Below are 18,167 nucleotides of genomic sequence, written 5' to 3'. Positions count from 1 at the left end.
GTAGAGCGGAGAGATTCCGCACACACCGTGTGGTACGAGCATTTGGCGTGATGGACGTAGAAGATCCGGAAGTGCGACAGCGGTTTGGAGCATTGAAATGTCGCCTCAATCTGCGATAGATCGTCTTTTTGCACGGGTGAGGGGAACGTAGGTGCGCTATGACTGGGTATTTTCGGTTGTAGGGACATTTCGTGGAACTACCGTTCGTTATGATCAGGACATGCTGGTTTTTCGGCACATTTTCGCTCATTTAACGCACCCTAGTTCCTCTTCAAGGGAAGAAAGGGGACGTTACCGTGGAATAAGGCTCCGTAGTTCCGCGGATATCGCTTTGCATGAGGAATAGGCGGTCCGCCGGTACCTCCTCCGTTTTCATGCAAAGCTTGCGATGCGAAATGTACCCGGAATCTTACTCTTTCAGGGGTGTTCATGGATAGGAATACCGGATGGAAGACAGATTAGTCAAAAAAGAAAGTGGAAGGCAGCAGAAAGTCGAACAGAGGGAATGGGTATGGGGTGGAAAAGCGATAGCGTCCGCCTTTAAAGTCGTGTTCATACCACCTTGTCCAATCAAGGAACACGACTTTAACGGCGGTTGGAACTCTATACCCAATTCCCTCTCCATGTTCAACAGTATGGGTTTAGACAAGGACCTAAGGCACGGCCTCAGGTTTTCCTTGCTACTATGTGGCTGAAATGTAATTGAAAAAAATACAGTTTTGACGATTTTCATCTATCCGTGTACAATCAGAAAAGAAGGATCTAAAGAAATAGATTTTCGATTATGGTTGATCTCATGATGAGATGAAGAGGAGACAGCGTCGCATATGCAAATGGAAGCTTTTCATTGGAAGAAAAGTCAGACTCTTGCTGAAGATTACATGATACATGGGAGTCAAGCTAAGGCATTATTTCCCTATCATTATAGCGATATGAATGACTGGCAGGAACGCATCGATTGGCTCAACCGACCTCAGACGGCACCGACAGCGGATCGACATCTATTAATGGAAGTATTAAAGGCTTATAACGAACGTATTGGCAATAGTCCGGCTGCATTTGCACATATTTCAGCGCTAGCTGACAAAGCGGCTCTAACGATTGTTGGAGGGCAGCAAGCCGGGCTTTTTGGCGGACCTCTCCTTGTCTTGTATAAAGCAATTACGATTATTCAACTTGCGCGCCAGTGGAGTGAGAGGTTGGAGCGTCCGGTTGTTCCTGTTTTTTGGGTGGCGGGCGAAGATCACGATTTCGATGAAGTGAATCATATTTATTCGCTGTCGAACACACAGCAGGTTGAGAAGCTGAAGGTTGAGCATCCGACAGGTCAGCGAACGCCGGTGAGCAGGCTTACTCTTCAGCCTGATGCCTGGAGAGAAGCGCTCGAAGCGCTTGATCAGTCGTTAATGGATACGGAATTCAAGGCCTCTCTGCTTGCCAAGCTGAAACTTACAACTGAAGGCTCAGGCACATTGTCTGATGCATTCGCTAAATGGATGGCTGTTTTATTCGGCGAATATGGACTTGTCTTCATTGATTCCGATGATCCTGCGCTTCGGCGGTTGGAAGCTCCAATGTTTGAACAACTCGTGCTTCGCAACGAAGAGCTATCGACTTCTCTTCTGCAAAGCCGTAGTGTAGTCGAGGCAGCGGGTTACATGGCGCAGGCTGAGATTGCCGAGGACGGGGCCAATTTGTTTGTCATCGCGGATGGACAACGGCTTCTCTTGCAGCGTGACGGCGATCGCTTTACGGATAAAAAGAAGGATTACACGTTCACGCGCGAACAGCTGCATGATGTTGCCGTAACGTCGCCTGATCAGCTTAGCAATAATGTGATGACACGGCCGCTCATGCAAGAGTTTGTATTTCCAGTCCTCGCAACGGTGTTGGGGCCGGGGGAAATCGCATACTGGGCTTTAACGAAGCAAGCGTTTGAATTGTTTGGCATGAAAATGCCTATTATTGCGCCGCGGCTTGAGTTTACTTTAATTGAAGGTACTGTACACAAACATATGAGCAAATATGGACTAACTGTAGATGATGTGCTCGCGCGTTTTGAAGAGAAAAAGCAGGAATGGCTCCATTCTCAGGATACACTCCAGCTTGCTGAAAGGTTTAACGCGGTGAAAGTGGATTTTCAGGCAAACTACGCGCCGCTTGTAGAATCGTTGTCCGCTATAAATCCCGGTGTCCAAAAGCTTGGCGAGACGAATTTGGCCAAAATTGTTGAACAGATCGAATTCTTAGAGAAAAAAGCTTCAGAAGCGTACAAGACGCAGTTCGATTCTGCGATAAGACAGCTTGAGCGAATTCGGCTTACGATTTTACCGTTAGCCAAGCCGCAAGAAAGAGTGTATAATTGGTGTGCTTATATAAATCGCTATGGCAATGATTGGCTAACTACTTTAATCGAAAAGCCAATTCCAGTGGACGGTATGCATCGTATATATTATCTTTAGGAGGAATGGAAACATGAACGCAACAAACAAAAGTATTGTTACGGATATGAGTTTAGCGCCGGACGGTCATTTGAAAATTGATTGGGTTCAGGCGCACATGCCGGTACTTAACCGGATTCGCGAGCAATTCGAGAAAGAGCAGCCTTTCAAAGGACTGAAAGTAACGATTTCACTCCATTTGGAAGCAAAAACGGCTTACTTGGCTAAGGTTGTAAAAGCCGGCGGAGCTGAAGTGACGATTACGGGAAGCAACCCGCTTTCCACACAGGATGACGTATGTGCGGCACTGGTAGAAGATGGAATTACCGTTTTTGCCAAGTACAATCCGAGTCCAGAAGAATACAAAGAACTGCTTGTTAAATCGCTGGAATCCAAACCTGATTTGATTATCGATGATGGTGGCGATCTGGTTTCTACCCTGCATGCAGAACGTAAAGATCTAATGGTGAATGTAAGAGGCGGAGCGGAAGAGACGACAACGGGCATTTTGCGTCTTAAGGCGATGGAAAAACAAAATCAGCTTGAGTTTCCGATGGTTGCTGTAAATGATGCTTTCTGTAAATATTTGTTTGATAATCGTTATGGAACCGGCCAATCGGTTTGGGACGGAATTAACCGCACGACGAATCTTGTAGTAGCTGGAAAAACAGTCGTTGTAGTTGGCTATGGCTGGTGTGGTAAGGGTGTGGCGATGCGCGCTAAAGGCTTAGGCGCTAATGTCATCGTAACTGAAATTGACGCTATTAAAGCTGTTGAAGCTTATATGGACGGTTTTGCTGTTATGCCGATGATTGAAGCTGCTAAACAGGGTGATTTCTTCGTAACCGTTACAGGTAATCGTGACGTCATTCGAGGCGAGCACTATAAAGTGATGAAAGATGGCGCGATTCTTTCCAATGCCGGACATTTCGATGTTGAAGTGAACAAACCGGAGCTCGAAGCCTTGTCCTCATCCAAACGTACCGTTCGCAAAAACATTGAAGAGTATCAATTGACGGACGGTCGCAAAGTGTATATTCTTGCAGAGGGTCGTCTTGTGAATTTGGCTGCTGGAGACGGTCATCCGGCTGAAATTATGGATATGACCTTTGCGCTGCAGGCGATGTCATTGAAATACGTGAACGAACGCTATGAGAGCATTGGCAAAAAAGTAGTTAATGTCCCTTACGAACTTGATGAACAAGTAGCTAGATTCAAATTGGAATCGCTTGGAACCAGCATTGATTCATTGACGGAAGAACAGACAGATTACTTAGACAGCTGGGCTGAACATTAAAAGGTGAAGAGCTTGAAGGGATGGGAGTCCCTTCAAGCTTTTTTATTGCAGCTAACTTCTTGGAACTTGGAACGCTTCTGCAACCTTCTTCCCTCCATGTCCGTTAATAGGGTGTATAACCTAATAATGGTTAATGAGGAGTTGGCTAAAATGGGGTCTTCACAAAGAAAAAGCTATCCTGGCAAAACAATTTACACACGATTCAAAAGAAAAGGGGCGTTTCGAGGAAAACAGAATCAGCGGTCCGCAGGGTGGATGCTGGCAGCGGCTTTGCTATTGGTGTTTGTGATTTCAGGGTGCGGCGCTTCGGAAGCGGATTCCAAGGCTCCAAAATTGAGTAAGGACAAAGCGGCAAGTCAGCCTAGCGGCAACGCACAAGTGGAGAATTCGATGGCGGTTGAACAAAAAGCGGCGTCAGTCGAAGTGGCTCCACGTGCGGATGCAACAAGTGATTCGATGAAAAAGCAAGCGGTCACCGCTGCGGCAGCATCGGATAAAACGGTGCCGATCACGGTCATTCCCGCGACTGGCAGTGATGAAGCGGCTGGCTTTAACCGTAAGTTGATCTACCAAGCTAATTTGGTGATGCCAGTCGAAGACTACGGCAAAGCCCAAACGGAGCTGCGTAATCTGGTGGCGCTAAGCGGCGCTTATATTTTGCAGTTTTCTGAGAATGCAAGCACGGGGGAACGCGGGGGAACATATACGATCAAGGTTGCAGCCAACGGCTTCGTTTCCTTGCTGGATGGGCTTGAGAAAATAAGCCCATCGCTGCAACGTAATATTCAGGGGCAGGATGTGACGGAAGAATATGTTGATTTGGAGTCGCGACTGAAAGCGAAGCAGTTGGTTGAAACGCGTTTGCTTGGTTTTATGGACAAAGCTTCGAAAACGGATGATTTGCTCGCATTTTCCAATGAGCTTTCCAAGGTGCAGGGGGAAATTGAACAGATCAAGGGTCGAATGAGATACCTGGATCAGAATGTAACGTACTCAACCATTGAACTGCGCATGTACCAACAGACAGGCAACAAGCCGCTACTTTCTGACCCAAGTAAAATTACGTTGGAAGATCGTATTACAAGAGCTTGGAATTCCAGTTTGAACGTACTGGCTGCAGTTCTTCAAGGAATTCTCGTGTTCTTGGCGGCGGCGCTGCCGGTATTAGTCCTCGCTGCCATTATTATTGTACCTATTTGGGTATTTAGACGGAAAAGAAATAAGTATTTATTAGAGACTAGAAATCAGCTTAAGGCTCAAAATGCCGCATTAAATGCATTGCAAGATGAAGCACAAGGGACAAAAGACGGACAATAACGATAATTTCAAAAAAATATTTAACAAATCCTGCTTATATAGCAGGATTTGTTGCGTTTATGGCGAATTATCATTAAAAAGTGGTGGAAAGTGGTACAAAGTGGAGGAAAAGGGGGCGCCATGCTATGTTCATGGGGGAATACCAGCATAGCATTGACGAGAAAGGCCGAATGATTATTCCGGCTAAGTTTCGTGAAGCCCTTGGCGACTCGTTTGTTATCACACGCGGCTTGGATCAATGTTTATTCGTCTATCCGCGATCGGAATGGACGATTCTTGAACAAAAGCTTAAAGCGCTGCCGCTGATGAAGTCTGATGCACGCGCCTTTACCCGGTTCTTTTTCTCTGGGGCAACGGAATGCGATCTCGATAAGCAAGGCAGAGCGAACATTCCCGGAAATCTCGTTGACCACGCCAAGCTGGAGAAAGATTGTGTTGTGATTGGCGTATCCAATCGGGTAGAGATTTGGAGCAAACATATTTGGGAAAGCTATTCCAATGAATCCGAACAATCGTTTAATGAAATTGCCGAGAAACTCGTCGACTTTAATTTTGATTTATAGGCTTACGAAGTCAGTTTTGCTTATGCAAAACTCAGTTAATGCTTACGAAGTTAGCTTTCCTACGGAAAGCTCTTAGGAGGACACCAAGTGTTTCATCATGTGACGGTACTGAAGGAAGAATCTGTAGAAGGTTTACATATAAAACCAAACGGGGTTTACGTCGATTGCACCATGGGAGGAGCAGGACATAGCTCGCTGATTGCCTCAAAGCTTGGTCCGGAAGGGCTGCTGATTGCTCTGGATCAGGATGATGTCGCACTCGCGAATGCACAAACCGTGCTTGCTCCTTATCTAGATCGTGTGAAAATTGTGAAAAGCAACTTTCGGGATTTGGAGCATGTACTGCGGAGCGAACCTAGAGCGCTTCGAGACGGCAAGCCGCAGGTCGATGGCATTTTGTTCGATCTTGGCGTTTCATCGCCGCAGTTGGATGAAGCTGACCGAGGTTTCAGCTATAACCATGATGCAGAGCTCGACATGAGAATGGATCGTACGACGGAATTAACAGCCAAAACGATCGTAAATGAGTGGCCGCCAGACCGAATTGCGCGAATTTTGTATGAATATGGCGAAGAGAAGTTTTCACGCCGAATCGCTTCTGTCATTGTAGAAGCGCGGGAGAAGAAGCCAATTGAAACGACAGGCGAGCTGGTTGAGTTCATCAAGGAGGGTATTCCGGCTGCAGCAAGAAGAACCGGGGGCCATCCAGCTAAGCGCAGTTTCCAGGCGCTCAGAATTGCGGTAAACGATGAATTAGGCGCTTTCGAAGAAGCGCTGGAGCAATCGATCCGCTGTCTTGCATCTGGAGGCAGAGTGGCGGTAATTACGTTTCACTCGCTGGAAGACCGAATCTGCAAGCAAATCATGGTGAGTCATGTCGAGAAATGTACATGTCCTTCTGATTTTCCAATATGTGTTTGTAAACGTGAAGGCATGCTCAAATTAATAACGCGTAAACCGATTATCCCTGGTGAACAGGAGCTCGAAATGAACCAGAGAGCTAGATCGGCGAAGCTGAGAATTGCCGAAAAGCTTTGAATCCAAGCTGATGCTTATGACGCCAACGTTCCTGTGGAAGCGGCTAAGCGAAAGCTTACCAAAACAGTTTTGCTAAGCAAAACGCTGGGGAGGAATAAGAACGATGTCCGCTTATATCCAAGGGAATTTGGCGCTTGATCAGAAGCAAAATATGAAAAAACAACCGCCCAAAGTGAAAATAAAGGAAACGACTAAAGTTGTTTACCGCAATAAATCTATTCCTGTGCAAGAAAAGATGTTATACTTATTCACCGTCGTGCTTTGTGTTGTCGTAGCGGGCGTCATCATTTGGAGGTACGCGGCGATTTACCAGATGAACAAGGATATTCTGGATTTGCAAAAAGATATCCGCATCATACAAGCGGAGAATAGCGCGCTTAAGCAAGAAGTGGAGAAATTGCAAAGCCCGGAGCGGTTAGGCGCAGAAGCAAAACGTCTCGGATTGAAACCGCAAGATGAGAATCAGATCAGCCAGACCCCCTCTCCTGCAAAAGGAAAGACAGCTGCAAATACCGACAAATCCGCTAAAGTAGCCTACAATCCGTAAACAGGCAGGTATTCCATATGACAAAAAAAATTAAAGTGCGTTCGTTGTTAATCGGAGGGTTATTTACCCTTCTTTTTGTTGTCCTTTTAACGAAAGTCTATTGGATTCAAGTGGTAGAAGCCTCGTGGTTGCTAGGACAAGCGGAACAAAGATGGGAGACCGATAAGGTGCTGGCGCCCGTCAGAGGCTCAATTCTGGACAGAAACGATAAGGTGCTTGCCCTTGATGCTACGTCATATACGGTTTCTTTAAATCCGAAAATGATCGATGGCTATCATATTTCAGAAGAGATCGCGCAAGGATTAGCAGAAATTTTGAAAGACTCGGACGAAACGAAACCTGCTTTAGTGAATAAAATCCGTGAACGGGCTACAAAAAGGAAGCCGGACGGATCGGATTTTGCGATGAATGTGGAAATAAAAAATGAAGGCTGGAAGATTGAAAAAGATAAAGCGGATGCTGTCATTGAATTCATGAAAAATCTGCGTATTAAACATGGTCTCAAAGAAAAGGCAGACATTGGAATCAACATTTCGGAGGAGAAGAAACGATACTATCCGGGAGAGACGTTGGCTTCTCACATACTCGGCTACACGAATAAAGAAGGTGTTCCTTCCCTCGGGCTGGAGCTAAAGCTCGATGATGTGCTTAAGGGCGTGCCGGGGATGATGCAGCATGAGACGGATGCGAAGGGCGTAGAACTTCCAGATTCCAAGATCGATTTCAAACCGGCCGAAGATGGTAAAAATGTGCGTCTGACGATCGATAAAAATATCCAATTCTATCTGGAAAGCGCGCTGGCCAAAGTGAATGACAAGTGGCATCCCAAAAGCTTAACGGCTATAGCGGTAGATCCGCAGACGATGGAGATTCTCGGCATGGCGAATACGCCGACCTTTAATCCCAATAAATACTGGACCATTAAGGACCAGAGCGATTTCAAAAATAATGCTATCGCATCTCGCTATGAGCCAGGTTCCACCTTCAAGATCGTAACCTTGGCTGGGACCGTGCAGGAAGGTTTATTTAATCCGAACGAATTTTATCAGTCAGGCATGATTCGCGTGAAGGATAGAGAGCTTCATGACCATAACCGTGTTGGCTGGGGGAAAATCTCGTTTCTTGAGGGGCTTAAACGCTCGAGTAACGTAGCCTTTGTTAAGCTCGGATTTGAAAAACTTGGCGTACCCAAGCTGGAATATTATATGCGCCAATTTGGATTCGATCAGAAAACGAACATCGATATGCCTGGCGAAGTAACCGGCATCATTGAGCCGAAATATGACCCTGAATTCGCAACAGCTACCTACGGGCAAGGAAAAGTTGTTGTGACCGCTATTCAGCAAACAGCCGCTTATGCTGCGATGGCAAATGGCGGTAAGCTGATGTGGCCGCATATCGTCAAAGATATCGTCGATCCCAAGAATGGGCAAACGATCCAATCCTTTGCTCCGCAAGTCGTGCGTCAAGTGGTTACAGAGCAAACTGCAGCGCAAGTTAGCGAATATTTAGAACAGGTTGTTTCCGACCAAGAAAAAGGTACAGGCAAGCTCGCCTACATGGAAGGTTACCGGGTTGCGGCAAAAACAGGAACGGCGAATATCGTTCTTCCAGGAGAGAAAACGTACTCCCCGAATACGTGGGTAATCTCGTTCATCGGGTATGCGCCTGTTGAAAATCCCCGTATTCTCGTGACGCTGATCGCAGATCAACCGGATCTTGGCGGCAACTATCACTTGGGAGGCCAGGTTCTAGCGCCTGCTTTTAAAGAAATTGTTACCGAATCGTTGCAATATATGGGTGTCGCTTCAACGAAACAGACCAAAGCGCCGACGCCGGAAGCGAACAAGCTGACGGTGCCTAATTTTGTGGGCAATACGGCGGAGGCTGCCAAGGAAACAGCGAAGGAAAGCGGTTTGAAGTTGGATGTGTTCGGTAAAGGCGCGGAAGCGGTCGATCAATTTCCAAAAGCGGGTGCTGAAATTCTTGCTACCCAACGAATCTATGTAGCCATGCAATCCGTAGATGAGATGCCTCTGCCTAACTTGGTTGGCAAATCGCTTCGCGACGCGATGGAAACCTGCTCCTTCTTGAAGGTGGACTGCCAAATTAATGGAGAAGGGTACGTTGCCGATCAAAGCTCAACAGGGGACGGCGGAAGTCGCTCTGTTACTTTGGAACTCCGGCCCTTGAGTGATAAATCGACGGGGGCTGCGGCTGGACAGACGCCTACAACTGCTCCTGCATCGCCAGTGCCAACAGCTACACCAACTAGCAAGGAAGGTTCGCCTCGTGGAACAGGCAAAAAATCGCCGTAATCGAAGTGCTTGTTCTAACCCCTGTTTGTCCCGAATAGTCTGGATATGAACGATCTTGACTGTTTTGGAAGGGGGAGCGAACGTTCATGCGTGCATCCAACGTTACCGTTCGTCGCAGATTATTTACTGCGCTTATTATTAGCACGATAGTTTTTGCTGCACTCATCCTGCGTCTGGCATATGTCCAGTTGTGGATTGGACAAGATTTGGCGGATAAGGCGGAGAATAGCTGGCGGCGGGATATTGATTTTGCTGCAAAAAGAGGCGAAATTCAAGACCGAAACGGAGTTACGCTTACGTATAATGTCAGTACGCCTTCCGTTATGGCTATCCCCGTCCAGATTACAGACCCTAGATTAACGGCCAGTAAATTGGCAGAGGTGCTTCAAGGCAACGAGGATGAAATCTACAAGCAGATTACCAAAAAGACACGCATAAACAACGTAAAGCCGACTGGCCGTAAAATTACGCTGGAGAAAGCGCAACAAATACGTGAACTGAAACTGCCAGGCATCGTGATCGCGGAAGATAATAAACGGTTTTATCCTTTCGGGACATTAGCTGCTCATGTGCTTGGCTTTACGAATACCTATAACGAAGGCTTAACTGGCGTGGAAGCCAAGTATGATAAATATTTGCAGGGCGTCAAGGGAAGCATCTCCTACATGGCGGATGCGGCTGGCAGGCAGCTTAAGGGAACGACGGACGAGTACGCGGAGCCGAAAGACGGGCTTAACCTGCAGTTGACGATCGACAGCCATTTGCAATCTGTTCTGGAAAGAGAACTGGACCAGGCAATGGTCCAATATCAGGCACAGAATGTTTTGGCCATTATGATGGATCCAAACAACGGTGAGATACTGGCGATGGGGAGCAGACCGACTTATGAACCCGGTAATTATAACAACTACTCGACGGAGACCTATAACCGGAATTTACCGATTTGGAAAACGTACGAGCCCGGCTCCACGTTCAAAATTATTACACTGGCAGCAGCCTTAGAGGAGAAAAAGGTAGATTTAAAGAACGAGCAATTTTTTGATCCCGGATTTATTGAAGTGGGCGGAGCTCGGCTGCGGTGCTGGAAACGGGGCGGTCATGGCAGTGAAACGATGCTGCAAGTCGTCGAGAACTCCTGTAACCCTGGCTTTGTAGTTATGGGCCAACGGTTAGGTAAAGAAAAACTGTTTGACTACATTTCGAAATTCGGTTTCGGTAAGAAAACCGGTATTGATTTGGGCGGTGAAGAGAATGGAATCATGTTCAAGCCATCGCAAGTCGGCCCGGTCGAGCTAGCAACGACAGCTTTTGGTCAAGGGGTTTCGGTTACGCCGATTCAGCAAATTACGGCTGTCTCCGCGGCAGTGAACGGGGGACGATTGTTTAAACCGCATGTAGCGAAGTCGTTTGCGAATCCAGAGTCGGGTGAGCTCGTCAATGTCGTCGAACCAGAGCTTGTACGCAACGTCATATCCGAAGATACTTCCAAACAGGTCCGGGAAGCACTTGAAAGCGTAGTTGCCAAAGGGACTGGACGGAATGCATTTATCGACGGCTATCGCGTTGGCGGAAAGACAGGGACTGCGCAGAAAGTCATAAACGGACGCTATTCGCCTGATGAGCACATCGTTTCTTTCGTCGGGTTTGCGCCAGCAGACAATCCAAAGATTGTGGTTTATGCAGCTGTCGATGATCCTAAGGGCATTCAATTCGGGGGGCTGATTGCCGCTCCGCTTGTTAAGAATATGATGACAGACGCTTTGCGGTATATGAAAGTGGAACCGAACAAACAACAGCTCGATAAAGACTATCGCTACGGAGAAACGCCGGTTGTTGAAGTGCCGAACTTGGTTGGCGCCTCCGTTGATGATATATTAGAAGACCTGAACATGAACTTCAAGCTGGCGAAGTCGGGGAACGGCAAATATGTGATCTCCCAAGCGCCGAAGGCGGGAACGAGAGTGGATCAAGGCTCGACCATTCGAATCTTTTTATCTAACAGCGAGCCGCCGCAATAAAAAATGAAAAAAAGATTCAAAGAAAGACATGTTTTGCTTTTCTGCCTGCATAAAATTGTCCATAATAGAGATGATTGCTATTTTTGTTCAAAAAGCTAAGGAGTGTGTGACCTATGAAATTGAAGGAGCTTGCTTCTGCGCTGCTCATTACACATATACACGGTGATGCTGAAACGGAAATTACCGGACTTGAAGCCGATTCCCGGAAAGTGAAGATGGGGAATTTGTTCCTTTGCATCCCTGGTTTAACTGTAGATGGCCATGATTTCGCCCCTTATGCGGTAGCGCTCGGGGCTTCTGCCCTTGTTACAGAGCGAGTGCTGGAACTGCCAGTGCCTCAGTTAGTCGTTAAGGATGCCCGATATGCGATGGCCGCGTTATCTGCCCATTTTTACGGTTATCCAAGCAAAGAGCTGAAGGTAATCGGGATTACGGGAACGAATGGGAAAACAACGTCAACGTATCTGATCGAAAAAATATTGCGCGACGCAGGTTTTACCACTGGTTTAATGGGCACGATTGAAATGAAAATTGGCGATACCTATACAGAGATGGAGCGGACGACGCAAGAAGCGCTTGATCTTCAGCGGAATTTCCGTAAAATGCGTGAGCATGGGACGGATTACTGCATCATGGAAGTATCCAGCCATGCCCTTGAACTGGGGCGTGTGAAAGGGGTTCAATTTCGTTCTGGCATTTTTACGAATTTGACCCAGGATCATTTGGATTATCATAAAACGATGGAAGCATACGAAAGTGCGAAAGGGCTTCTTTTTTCTAGACTGGGCAACGGGTTCTCGAAGAATCCCAACGAACGTCAATACGCGATACTGAATGCTGACGATGCGGCCTCAGCAACTTTCAGCAAGCTGACTGCTGCTGAGGTCATTACCTTCGGGATAGACCGCGAGTGCGATGTCAGGGCAACGGATATTCGAATTACAGCTCAAGGTACGGAGTTTCGCCTCGTTTCCTTCGCGGGTGAGGCTCTGTTCCGTATGAAGCTGGTCGGAAAGTTTAATGTGTATAACGCGCTTGGGGCAATTGCCTCAACTTTGGCGGAAGGTGTTGCGCTCGAGCAGATTCGGAATAGTCTAGAGAATGTAGCTGTGGTGGATGGGCGTATGGAGGTTGTCAGTGAAGGCCAGGATTACTTGGTCCTGGTTGATTATGCCCATACGCCGGACGGCTTGGAAAATGCGCTTTCCACGATCCGTGAGTTTGCTGAAGGCAACATTTATACCGTTTTCGGCTGCGGCGGCGATCGCGATCGCAAGAAGCGGCCATTGATGGGGAAAGTAACGGCAGCATACAGCGATTATTTATATGTGACCTCGGACAATCCGAGAACGGAGCAGCCGGATGCGATATTGAAAGATATCGTTCCCGGATTGGAAGAGGCCGGATTTCCTTGCGAGAAATACGAGTTGATCGTGGATCGCAAGCAAGCGATACAGAAAGCTATTGATAGGGCAGGCCCGAAAGATGTAATATTGATAGCGGGAAAAGGCCACGAAACGTATCAAGATATCATGGGGGTTAAGCATGATTTTGATGATCGTTTGGTGGCTAAGGCTGCGATAAGGGGAAGAGGCCGATGATTAGCCGGACGCTGCAGCAAATTGCAGACATGCTGGGCAGTAATGCTAGCCCATTATTGTCCAGTGAAGAGATAAACATTCAAGGCGTATCCACAGATACGCGATCTATACAACCAGGCAGTCTGTTCGTGCCTTTAATCGGCGATCGTTTCGATGGGCATGCCTATGCGGCGGATGCATACAGCAAGGGTGCAGCAGCGGCTTTATGGCAGGATGACCATCCGTATCCGCCGGAAGGCATGCCGATTATTCGTGTGAAAGATACACTGACAGCACTCCAACAGCTGGCCAAGGCTTACCGCAAACAGCTTCCTGTGCGGATTATCGGCATTACAGGCAGTAATGGAAAAACGACAACCAAGGATTTGGTTGCTGCTGTTTTAGGCAGCACATATCGGGTGCATAAAACGAAAGGAAACTTGAATAATCATATCGGTTTGCCGCTGACGCTGCTGCAGCTTGAGGAAACGACTGAATTCGCTGTCGTGGAGATGGGGATGAGCGGACGAGGCGAGATCGAGCTCTTATCGGAGCTGGCGGAACCGGAAGCGGCCATCATTACGATGATCGGCGAATCGCACATGCTTCAGCTGGGTTCCCGCGAAGAAATCGCAAGGGCGAAAGCCGAGATTGTGAGCGGTATGCACAGCGGCGGATTGTTCGTTGCGAATGGTGACGAGCCTCTGATCGATCAAGCGCTCGCTGAACGCAGCGAGCCGGCAGGGTTACGCCGTATTCGCTTCGGCAGCGGCGCAGGCAACGATCTTTACCCAACTGCTATTCGTATGGATGCAGACGGGGCCTATTTTGAAATCAATTCTTCGGCATATCCGGAATTGTATATTCCACTTCTGGGCGAGCACAACGTCATTAATGCTTTAGCGGCCATTGCCATCGGCGAAGCCTTTGGCGTTTCGCCGCAAGACATCTGCGCGGGTCTGCGCTCGCTGCAGATGACAAGCATGCGCATCGAGAAGCTGACGTCAGCCTCAGGGCTGACGGTGCTGAACGATGCGTACAACGCCAGCCCGGCCTCTATGCGGGCGGCTATTACGCTGACCGAGCAGCTTCGCGGCTTCGGTCGCAAGTTTGTCGTGCTCGGCGATATGCTGGAGCTTGGCGAGCACGAAGAGCAGTTCCATCGCGGCATTGGCGCAATGCTTTCGCCGGAACGTGTAGACTACGTCTTCACGTTCGGCCGCCTCGGCCGCTTCATCGCGGAGGAAGCGGCGAAGTCGTTTGCGAACGATCGCGTGCGCGCATTCGACGACAAAGATCAGCTGGCTGCAGAGCTGGCTGGGCTCGTACGAGCGGATGACATCGTCCTCGTAAAGGGCTCGCGAGGAATGAGGCTGGAACAGGTTGTGCAGGCACTGCTCGCCTAACAAGATAAGCTCCATGCTAGATCCCATCAAGTTATACAATCGTTTTGCTTCACCAAATCGTGATATGCGCTACAGACAATAATGAATAGATCTTCGTTTTCCCGTTCGGAAAACGAGCAGGAGGAACCAAAGTGGAAAACGCAATATTATTAACGATGGGTGTCGCATTCGTCTTATCGCTCATCATGGGACCGCTCTTCATCCCGATTTTACGGCGAATGAAATTCGGTCAGCAGATTCGTGAGGACGGCCCCAAAGGCCATCTGAAGAAGCAAGGGACGCCTACGATGGGAGGTACGATCATCTTGCTCGCTTTGGCGCTGGCGACGCTCAAATTCGCAGATAAAAATACAGACCTGCTGATCTTGCTGATTGCCTCTTTGGGTTATGGACTCGTAGGCTTTCTGGACGATTACATCAAAATCATTTTTAAACGTTCTTTAGGTCTAACGGCCAAACAGAAGCTGTTCGGCCAACTGCTGATTTCCGCAATCGTCTGTTACCTGCTGGTTCAGCAAGGGCACAGCACGGACTTATACATTCCTTTTGTAGAATTTCATTTGAATGCAGGTTGGCTGTATTTCCCACTCATGGCGATTCTTATGCTCGGTGCTTCCAATGCTGTTAACTTTACGGATGGTTTGGATGGGCTGCTTGCAGGCACAAGCGCGATTGCGTTTGGTGCGTATACGGTTATCGCGATGAACAATACGCAGCCGGAGGCGGCGATTTTTTCCGCAGCAATGGTTGGAGCTGTTCTAGGCTTCTTGGTTTTCAACGCGCATCCGGCTAAAGTATTTATGGGAGACACAGGATCTCTTGGAATTGGCGGCGGTCTCGTAGCAGTTGCGATTTTGACTAAAGCCGAACTGCTGCTTGCGATCATTGGCGGGGTATTCCTGATTGAAATTCTGTCCGTTGTGATTCAAGTGGTTTCCTTTAAGACAAGAGGCAAACGCGTTTTCAAAATGAGCCCGATACATCACCATTTTGAATTGGTGGGCTGGTCGGAGTGGCGCGTCGTCATCACGTTCTGGGTGGTAGGCCTTGTGCTTGCTGTACTCGGATTATATATGAATGAGGTGTTATAAAGCATGAAGCATCCGCGTGAGTATCGTGGACTTGAAGTCATTATTTTGGGCTTGGCTCGGAGCGGAGTCGCTGCGGCTAAGCTTTTTCATCAAAAAGGAGCCGTTGTAACGGTCAATGACAAAAAAGAGCGGAGCGCATGCCCTGAAGCCGACGAACTGGAGGCTCTGGGTATTTCTGTTGTTTGCGGCTTTCATCCAGAGTCCCTTGTGCACGCAGGGGTAGCGCTCGTGGTGAAAAATCCGGGAATCCCTTACACCGTGGAGCCTATTCGCAAGGCGGAAGAGCTCGGGATTGAGGTTGTTACGGAGGTTGAAGTTGCTTATCAATTCTGTGAAGCTCCGATAATCGGGATTACAGGTTCGAATGGCAAAACCACCACCACCACTTTGATTGGTAAAATGTTGGAAAAAGGCGGCCTGCTGCCGGTTGTGGCCGGAAATATTGGTCGTGCGTTAACAGAAGCAGCTCCTGAAGTGACGAAAGACAATTGGATGGTCGTTGAGCTCAGCTCCTTCCAGTTAAAAGGGACGACAGCCTTCCGTCCTCGCATTGCTTGTTTGCTGAACCTGTACGAAACACATCTTGATTATCATGGCACCATGGAGGATTATATCGCCTCCAAAGCCAAATTATTTGCTAATCAAACGGAAGAAGATACGGCGATTTTGAACTGGGACGATGCTGTCTGTCAGTCGATCATTCCAAGCCTGCGCGCGAAGGTGATGCCGTTCTCAATGAAGGCTGCGCTGCCTTTTGGCGTTTACTTGGACGCCGAGAAGGAAGTATTGGTTTATGCGGACGGGCAAGGGTACATACAGTCTATCTTACCGGCGAAAGAAATGGGAATCCCGGGCAGCTTTAACGTGGAGAACGCACTGGCAGCGGCAGCGGCGGCTATTACTGCGGGCGTTAGCTTGACGGACATTGCTGATGTGCTGAGAAGCTTCCAAGGCGTCGAGCATCGGCTAGAATTCGTCAAAGAGCTTGATGGCGTCACGTTCTATAACAATTCCAAAGCGACGAATCCGGCGGCTTCCATCAAATCCATCGAGGCGTTCGAGCAACGTATTGTCCTTATAGCCGGCGGCTTGGATCGCGGTTCCGATTACATGGAGCTTTTGCCTGTTTTCCGTGAGCGGATTAAAGGTGTTGTCACATTAGGCCAAACGAAAGAGAAAATTAATCATATTGCCGAGCTGGCAGGGATTAGCCTCGTTCAAACCGTCGATACTGCTAAGGATGCAGCGGACGCGGTGTCCCAAGCCGTTCAGTTAGCCTGGGAAATGAGCGAATCCGGCGATATTGTTCTTCTTTCTCCGGCTTGCGCAAGCTGGGATATGTTTCCATCTTATGAGGACAGGGGTCGCATGTTTAAGCAGTCCGTGCATACACTTTAAGAGGGCCTATCCACAGGTAGGATAAGCCCACAACTCGCAAAGAGGTGTTGTTATGGGGAAAGCGCGGTCCGCTCCGGACATTTGGATCATTATTCCTACCTTGTTGCTTTTGACAATCGGCGTTATTATGGTGTACAGTGCCAGTGCGGTTCTTGCTTTTCGAGAGTTCGGCGATTCGCTTTATTACTTGAAGAGACAGCTGTTATTCGCTGTTTTAGGCGTAGTTGCCATGTTTTTTACGATGAATGTGGATTATTTAATTTGGAAAAAGTATGCGCGCTTCGCGCTTTTGATCTGCTTCGGTATGTTGGTGATCGTATTGATTCCGGGGCTTGGGGTTGTGCGTGGCGGTGCGAGAAGCTGGCTCGGGATCGGTGCTTTCGGCATTCAGCCTTCCGAATTCATGAAAATCGGGATGATTTTGTTCTTATCCAAAATGTTGTCCGAGCAACAATCAAAAATCACCTTTTTTACAAAGGGCCTTTTGCCGCCCCTTGGCATTATGGGCTTGGCATTTGGTCTCATCATGCTGCAGCCTGATCTTGGAACGGGCGCTGTTCTCGTAGGAGCTTCGCTGCTGATTATCTATACTTCTGGTGCGAGATTGATTCATCTCTCTTATCTGGGTATGATAGGAGTTGCTGGTTTTGTCGGGCTTATCATTGCAGCTCCTTATCGTTTGCAGCGAATTACCGCTTTTCTTGACCCGTGGAAGGATCCCCTTGGCGCGGGTTATCAATCGATTCAATCGTTGTATGCGATTGGTCCTGGAGGATTGGTTGGTCTCGGCCTCGGCATGAGCCGTCAGAAATATAGCTATTTACCTGAGCCTCAGACGGATTTCATATTTTCCATAATTGCGGAGGAGCTCGGCTTTATTGGCGGCACGCTGGTGCTGCTGTTGTTTACAATTTTGGTATGGAGAGGCATGCGTGCGGCCATAACGGCACCTGACACGTTTGCCAGCCTGATCGCTGTCGGCATTATCGGCATGGTTGCGGTTCAGGTCATCATTAATATCGGTGTTGTTATCGGGATGTTTCCGGTAACAGGCATCACATTACCGCTTATAAGCGCAGGAGGATCGTCATTGACGCTTATGCTGACATCGATTGGCATCCTGCTCAATATATCCCGTTATTCGAGGTGACAG

The 18,167-nt window shown here is 48.2% G+C and carries 13 protein-coding genes; all 13 read left to right on the top strand.

What is annotated here, in order from left to right; genetic code table 11:
- Window positions 1-827 precede the first annotated feature (827 nt).
- The 13 genes from bshC to spoVE all read left to right on the top strand — a co-directional run bounded on the left by bshC (window position 828) and on the right by spoVE (window position 18,164).
- Complete coding sequence (gene bshC, locus ABRS97_RS02875; protein ID WP_367811380.1) at window positions 828-2,462, top strand: bacillithiol biosynthesis cysteine-adding enzyme BshC; 1,635 nt, start codon at window positions 828-830, stop codon at window positions 2,460-2,462.
- Between the two features lie 13 nt (window positions 2,463-2,475).
- Window positions 2,476-3,738: an adenosylhomocysteinase gene (locus tag ABRS97_RS02870; protein WP_367811379.1), complete on the top strand. Its 1,263-nt coding sequence runs from the start codon at window positions 2,476-2,478 to the stop codon at window positions 3,736-3,738.
- A gap of 150 nt (window positions 3,739-3,888) precedes the next feature.
- The gene (locus ABRS97_RS02865; RefSeq protein ID WP_367811378.1) at window positions 3,889-5,055 is read left to right on the top strand and encodes a DUF4349 domain-containing protein; all 1,167 of its coding nucleotides are present in this window, start codon (window positions 3,889-3,891) and stop codon (window positions 5,053-5,055) included.
- 125 nt (window positions 5,056-5,180) lie between these two features.
- Window positions 5,181-5,618, top strand: coding sequence for a division/cell wall cluster transcriptional repressor MraZ (gene mraZ, locus ABRS97_RS02860; RefSeq protein ID WP_367811377.1), 438 nt, complete (start codon window positions 5,181-5,183; stop codon window positions 5,616-5,618).
- Window positions 5,619-5,705: 87 nt separating this feature from the next.
- A complete protein-coding gene (gene rsmH, locus ABRS97_RS02855) occupies window positions 5,706-6,656 on the top strand; it encodes a 16S rRNA (cytosine(1402)-N(4))-methyltransferase RsmH (RefSeq protein WP_367811376.1) in 951 nt (316 codons plus the stop codon).
- Between the two features lie 103 nt (window positions 6,657-6,759).
- Window positions 6,760-7,203: a cell division protein FtsL gene (gene ftsL, locus ABRS97_RS02850; RefSeq protein ID WP_367811375.1), complete on the top strand. Its 444-nt coding sequence runs from the start codon at window positions 6,760-6,762 to the stop codon at window positions 7,201-7,203.
- A gap of 17 nt (window positions 7,204-7,220) precedes the next feature.
- On the top strand, window positions 7,221-9,521 hold the full coding sequence (locus ABRS97_RS02845; RefSeq protein ID WP_367811374.1) for a penicillin-binding transpeptidase domain-containing protein: 2,301 nt from the start codon (window positions 7,221-7,223) through the stop codon (window positions 9,519-9,521).
- Between the two features lie 86 nt (window positions 9,522-9,607).
- On the top strand, window positions 9,608-11,539 hold the full coding sequence (locus tag ABRS97_RS02840) for a stage V sporulation protein D (RefSeq protein WP_367811373.1): 1,932 nt from the start codon (window positions 9,608-9,610) through the stop codon (window positions 11,537-11,539).
- A 113-nt stretch (window positions 11,540-11,652) separates the two neighbouring features.
- Entirely contained in the window at window positions 11,653-13,140 is a 1,488-nt protein-coding gene (locus ABRS97_RS02835; RefSeq protein WP_367811372.1) for a UDP-N-acetylmuramoyl-L-alanyl-D-glutamate--2,6-diaminopimelate ligase, read from the top strand.
- Window positions 13,137-14,525 carry a UDP-N-acetylmuramoyl-tripeptide--D-alanyl-D-alanine ligase gene (locus tag ABRS97_RS02830; RefSeq protein WP_367811371.1) on the top strand — a complete coding sequence of 463 codons (1,389 nt, stop codon included), beginning with the start codon at window positions 13,137-13,139 and terminating at the stop codon, window positions 14,523-14,525. The genes ABRS97_RS02835 and ABRS97_RS02830 overlap by 4 nt, the downstream gene beginning before the upstream one ends.
- 155 nt (window positions 14,526-14,680) lie before the next feature.
- Window positions 14,681-15,616 carry a phospho-N-acetylmuramoyl-pentapeptide-transferase gene (gene mraY / locus ABRS97_RS02825; protein WP_367811409.1) on the top strand — a complete coding sequence of 312 codons (936 nt, stop codon included), beginning with the start codon at window positions 14,681-14,683 and terminating at the stop codon, window positions 15,614-15,616.
- A gap of 3 nt (window positions 15,617-15,619) precedes the next feature.
- Window positions 15,620-17,014, top strand: a complete 1,395-nt coding sequence (murD, locus tag ABRS97_RS02820; RefSeq protein ID WP_367811370.1) for a UDP-N-acetylmuramoyl-L-alanine--D-glutamate ligase — start codon at window positions 15,620-15,622, stop codon at window positions 17,012-17,014.
- Between the two features lie 52 nt (window positions 17,015-17,066).
- Window positions 17,067-18,164: a stage V sporulation protein E gene (gene spoVE, locus ABRS97_RS02815; RefSeq protein WP_367811369.1), complete on the top strand. Its 1,098-nt coding sequence runs from the start codon at window positions 17,067-17,069 to the stop codon at window positions 18,162-18,164.
- The last annotated feature ends 3 nt before the right edge of the window (window positions 18,165-18,167 follow it).

The organism is Paenibacillus tabacirhizosphaerae (genome assembly GCF_040812395.1).
GTDB lineage: Bacteria > Bacillota > Bacilli > Paenibacillales > NBRC-103111 > Paenibacillus_E.
This window is presented reverse-complemented; position numbering and strand designations above follow the sequence as displayed.

What these genes read in the sequence shown, in the direction of transcription:
- bshC (WP_367811380.1), top strand. Translation starts at nt 828, where the DNA reads ATGCAAATGGAAGCTTTTCATTGGAAGAAAAGTCAGACTCTTGCTGAA.
- ABRS97_RS02870 (WP_367811379.1), top strand. Translation starts at nt 2,476, where the DNA reads ATGAACGCAACAAACAAAAGTATTGTTACGGATATGAGTTTAGCGCCG.
- ABRS97_RS02865 (WP_367811378.1), top strand. Translation starts at nt 3,889, where the DNA reads ATGGGGTCTTCACAAAGAAAAAGCTATCCTGGCAAAACAATTTACACA.
- mraZ (WP_367811377.1), top strand. Translation starts at nt 5,181, where the DNA reads ATGTTCATGGGGGAATACCAGCATAGCATTGACGAGAAAGGCCGAATG.
- ftsL (WP_367811375.1), top strand. Translation starts at nt 6,760, where the DNA reads ATGTCCGCTTATATCCAAGGGAATTTGGCGCTTGATCAGAAGCAAAAT.
- ABRS97_RS02845 (WP_367811374.1), top strand. Translation starts at nt 7,221, where the DNA reads ATGACAAAAAAAATTAAAGTGCGTTCGTTGTTAATCGGAGGGTTATTT.
- ABRS97_RS02840 (WP_367811373.1), top strand. Translation starts at nt 9,608, where the DNA reads ATGCGTGCATCCAACGTTACCGTTCGTCGCAGATTATTTACTGCGCTT.
- ABRS97_RS02835 (WP_367811372.1), top strand. Translation starts at nt 11,653, where the DNA reads ATGAAATTGAAGGAGCTTGCTTCTGCGCTGCTCATTACACATATACAC.
- ABRS97_RS02830 (WP_367811371.1), top strand. Translation starts at nt 13,137, where the DNA reads ATGATTAGCCGGACGCTGCAGCAAATTGCAGACATGCTGGGCAGTAAT.
- mraY (WP_367811409.1), top strand. Translation starts at nt 14,681, where the DNA reads ATGGGTGTCGCATTCGTCTTATCGCTCATCATGGGACCGCTCTTCATC.
- murD (WP_367811370.1), top strand. Translation starts at nt 15,620, where the DNA reads ATGAAGCATCCGCGTGAGTATCGTGGACTTGAAGTCATTATTTTGGGC.
- spoVE (WP_367811369.1), top strand. Translation starts at nt 17,067, where the DNA reads ATGGGGAAAGCGCGGTCCGCTCCGGACATTTGGATCATTATTCCTACC.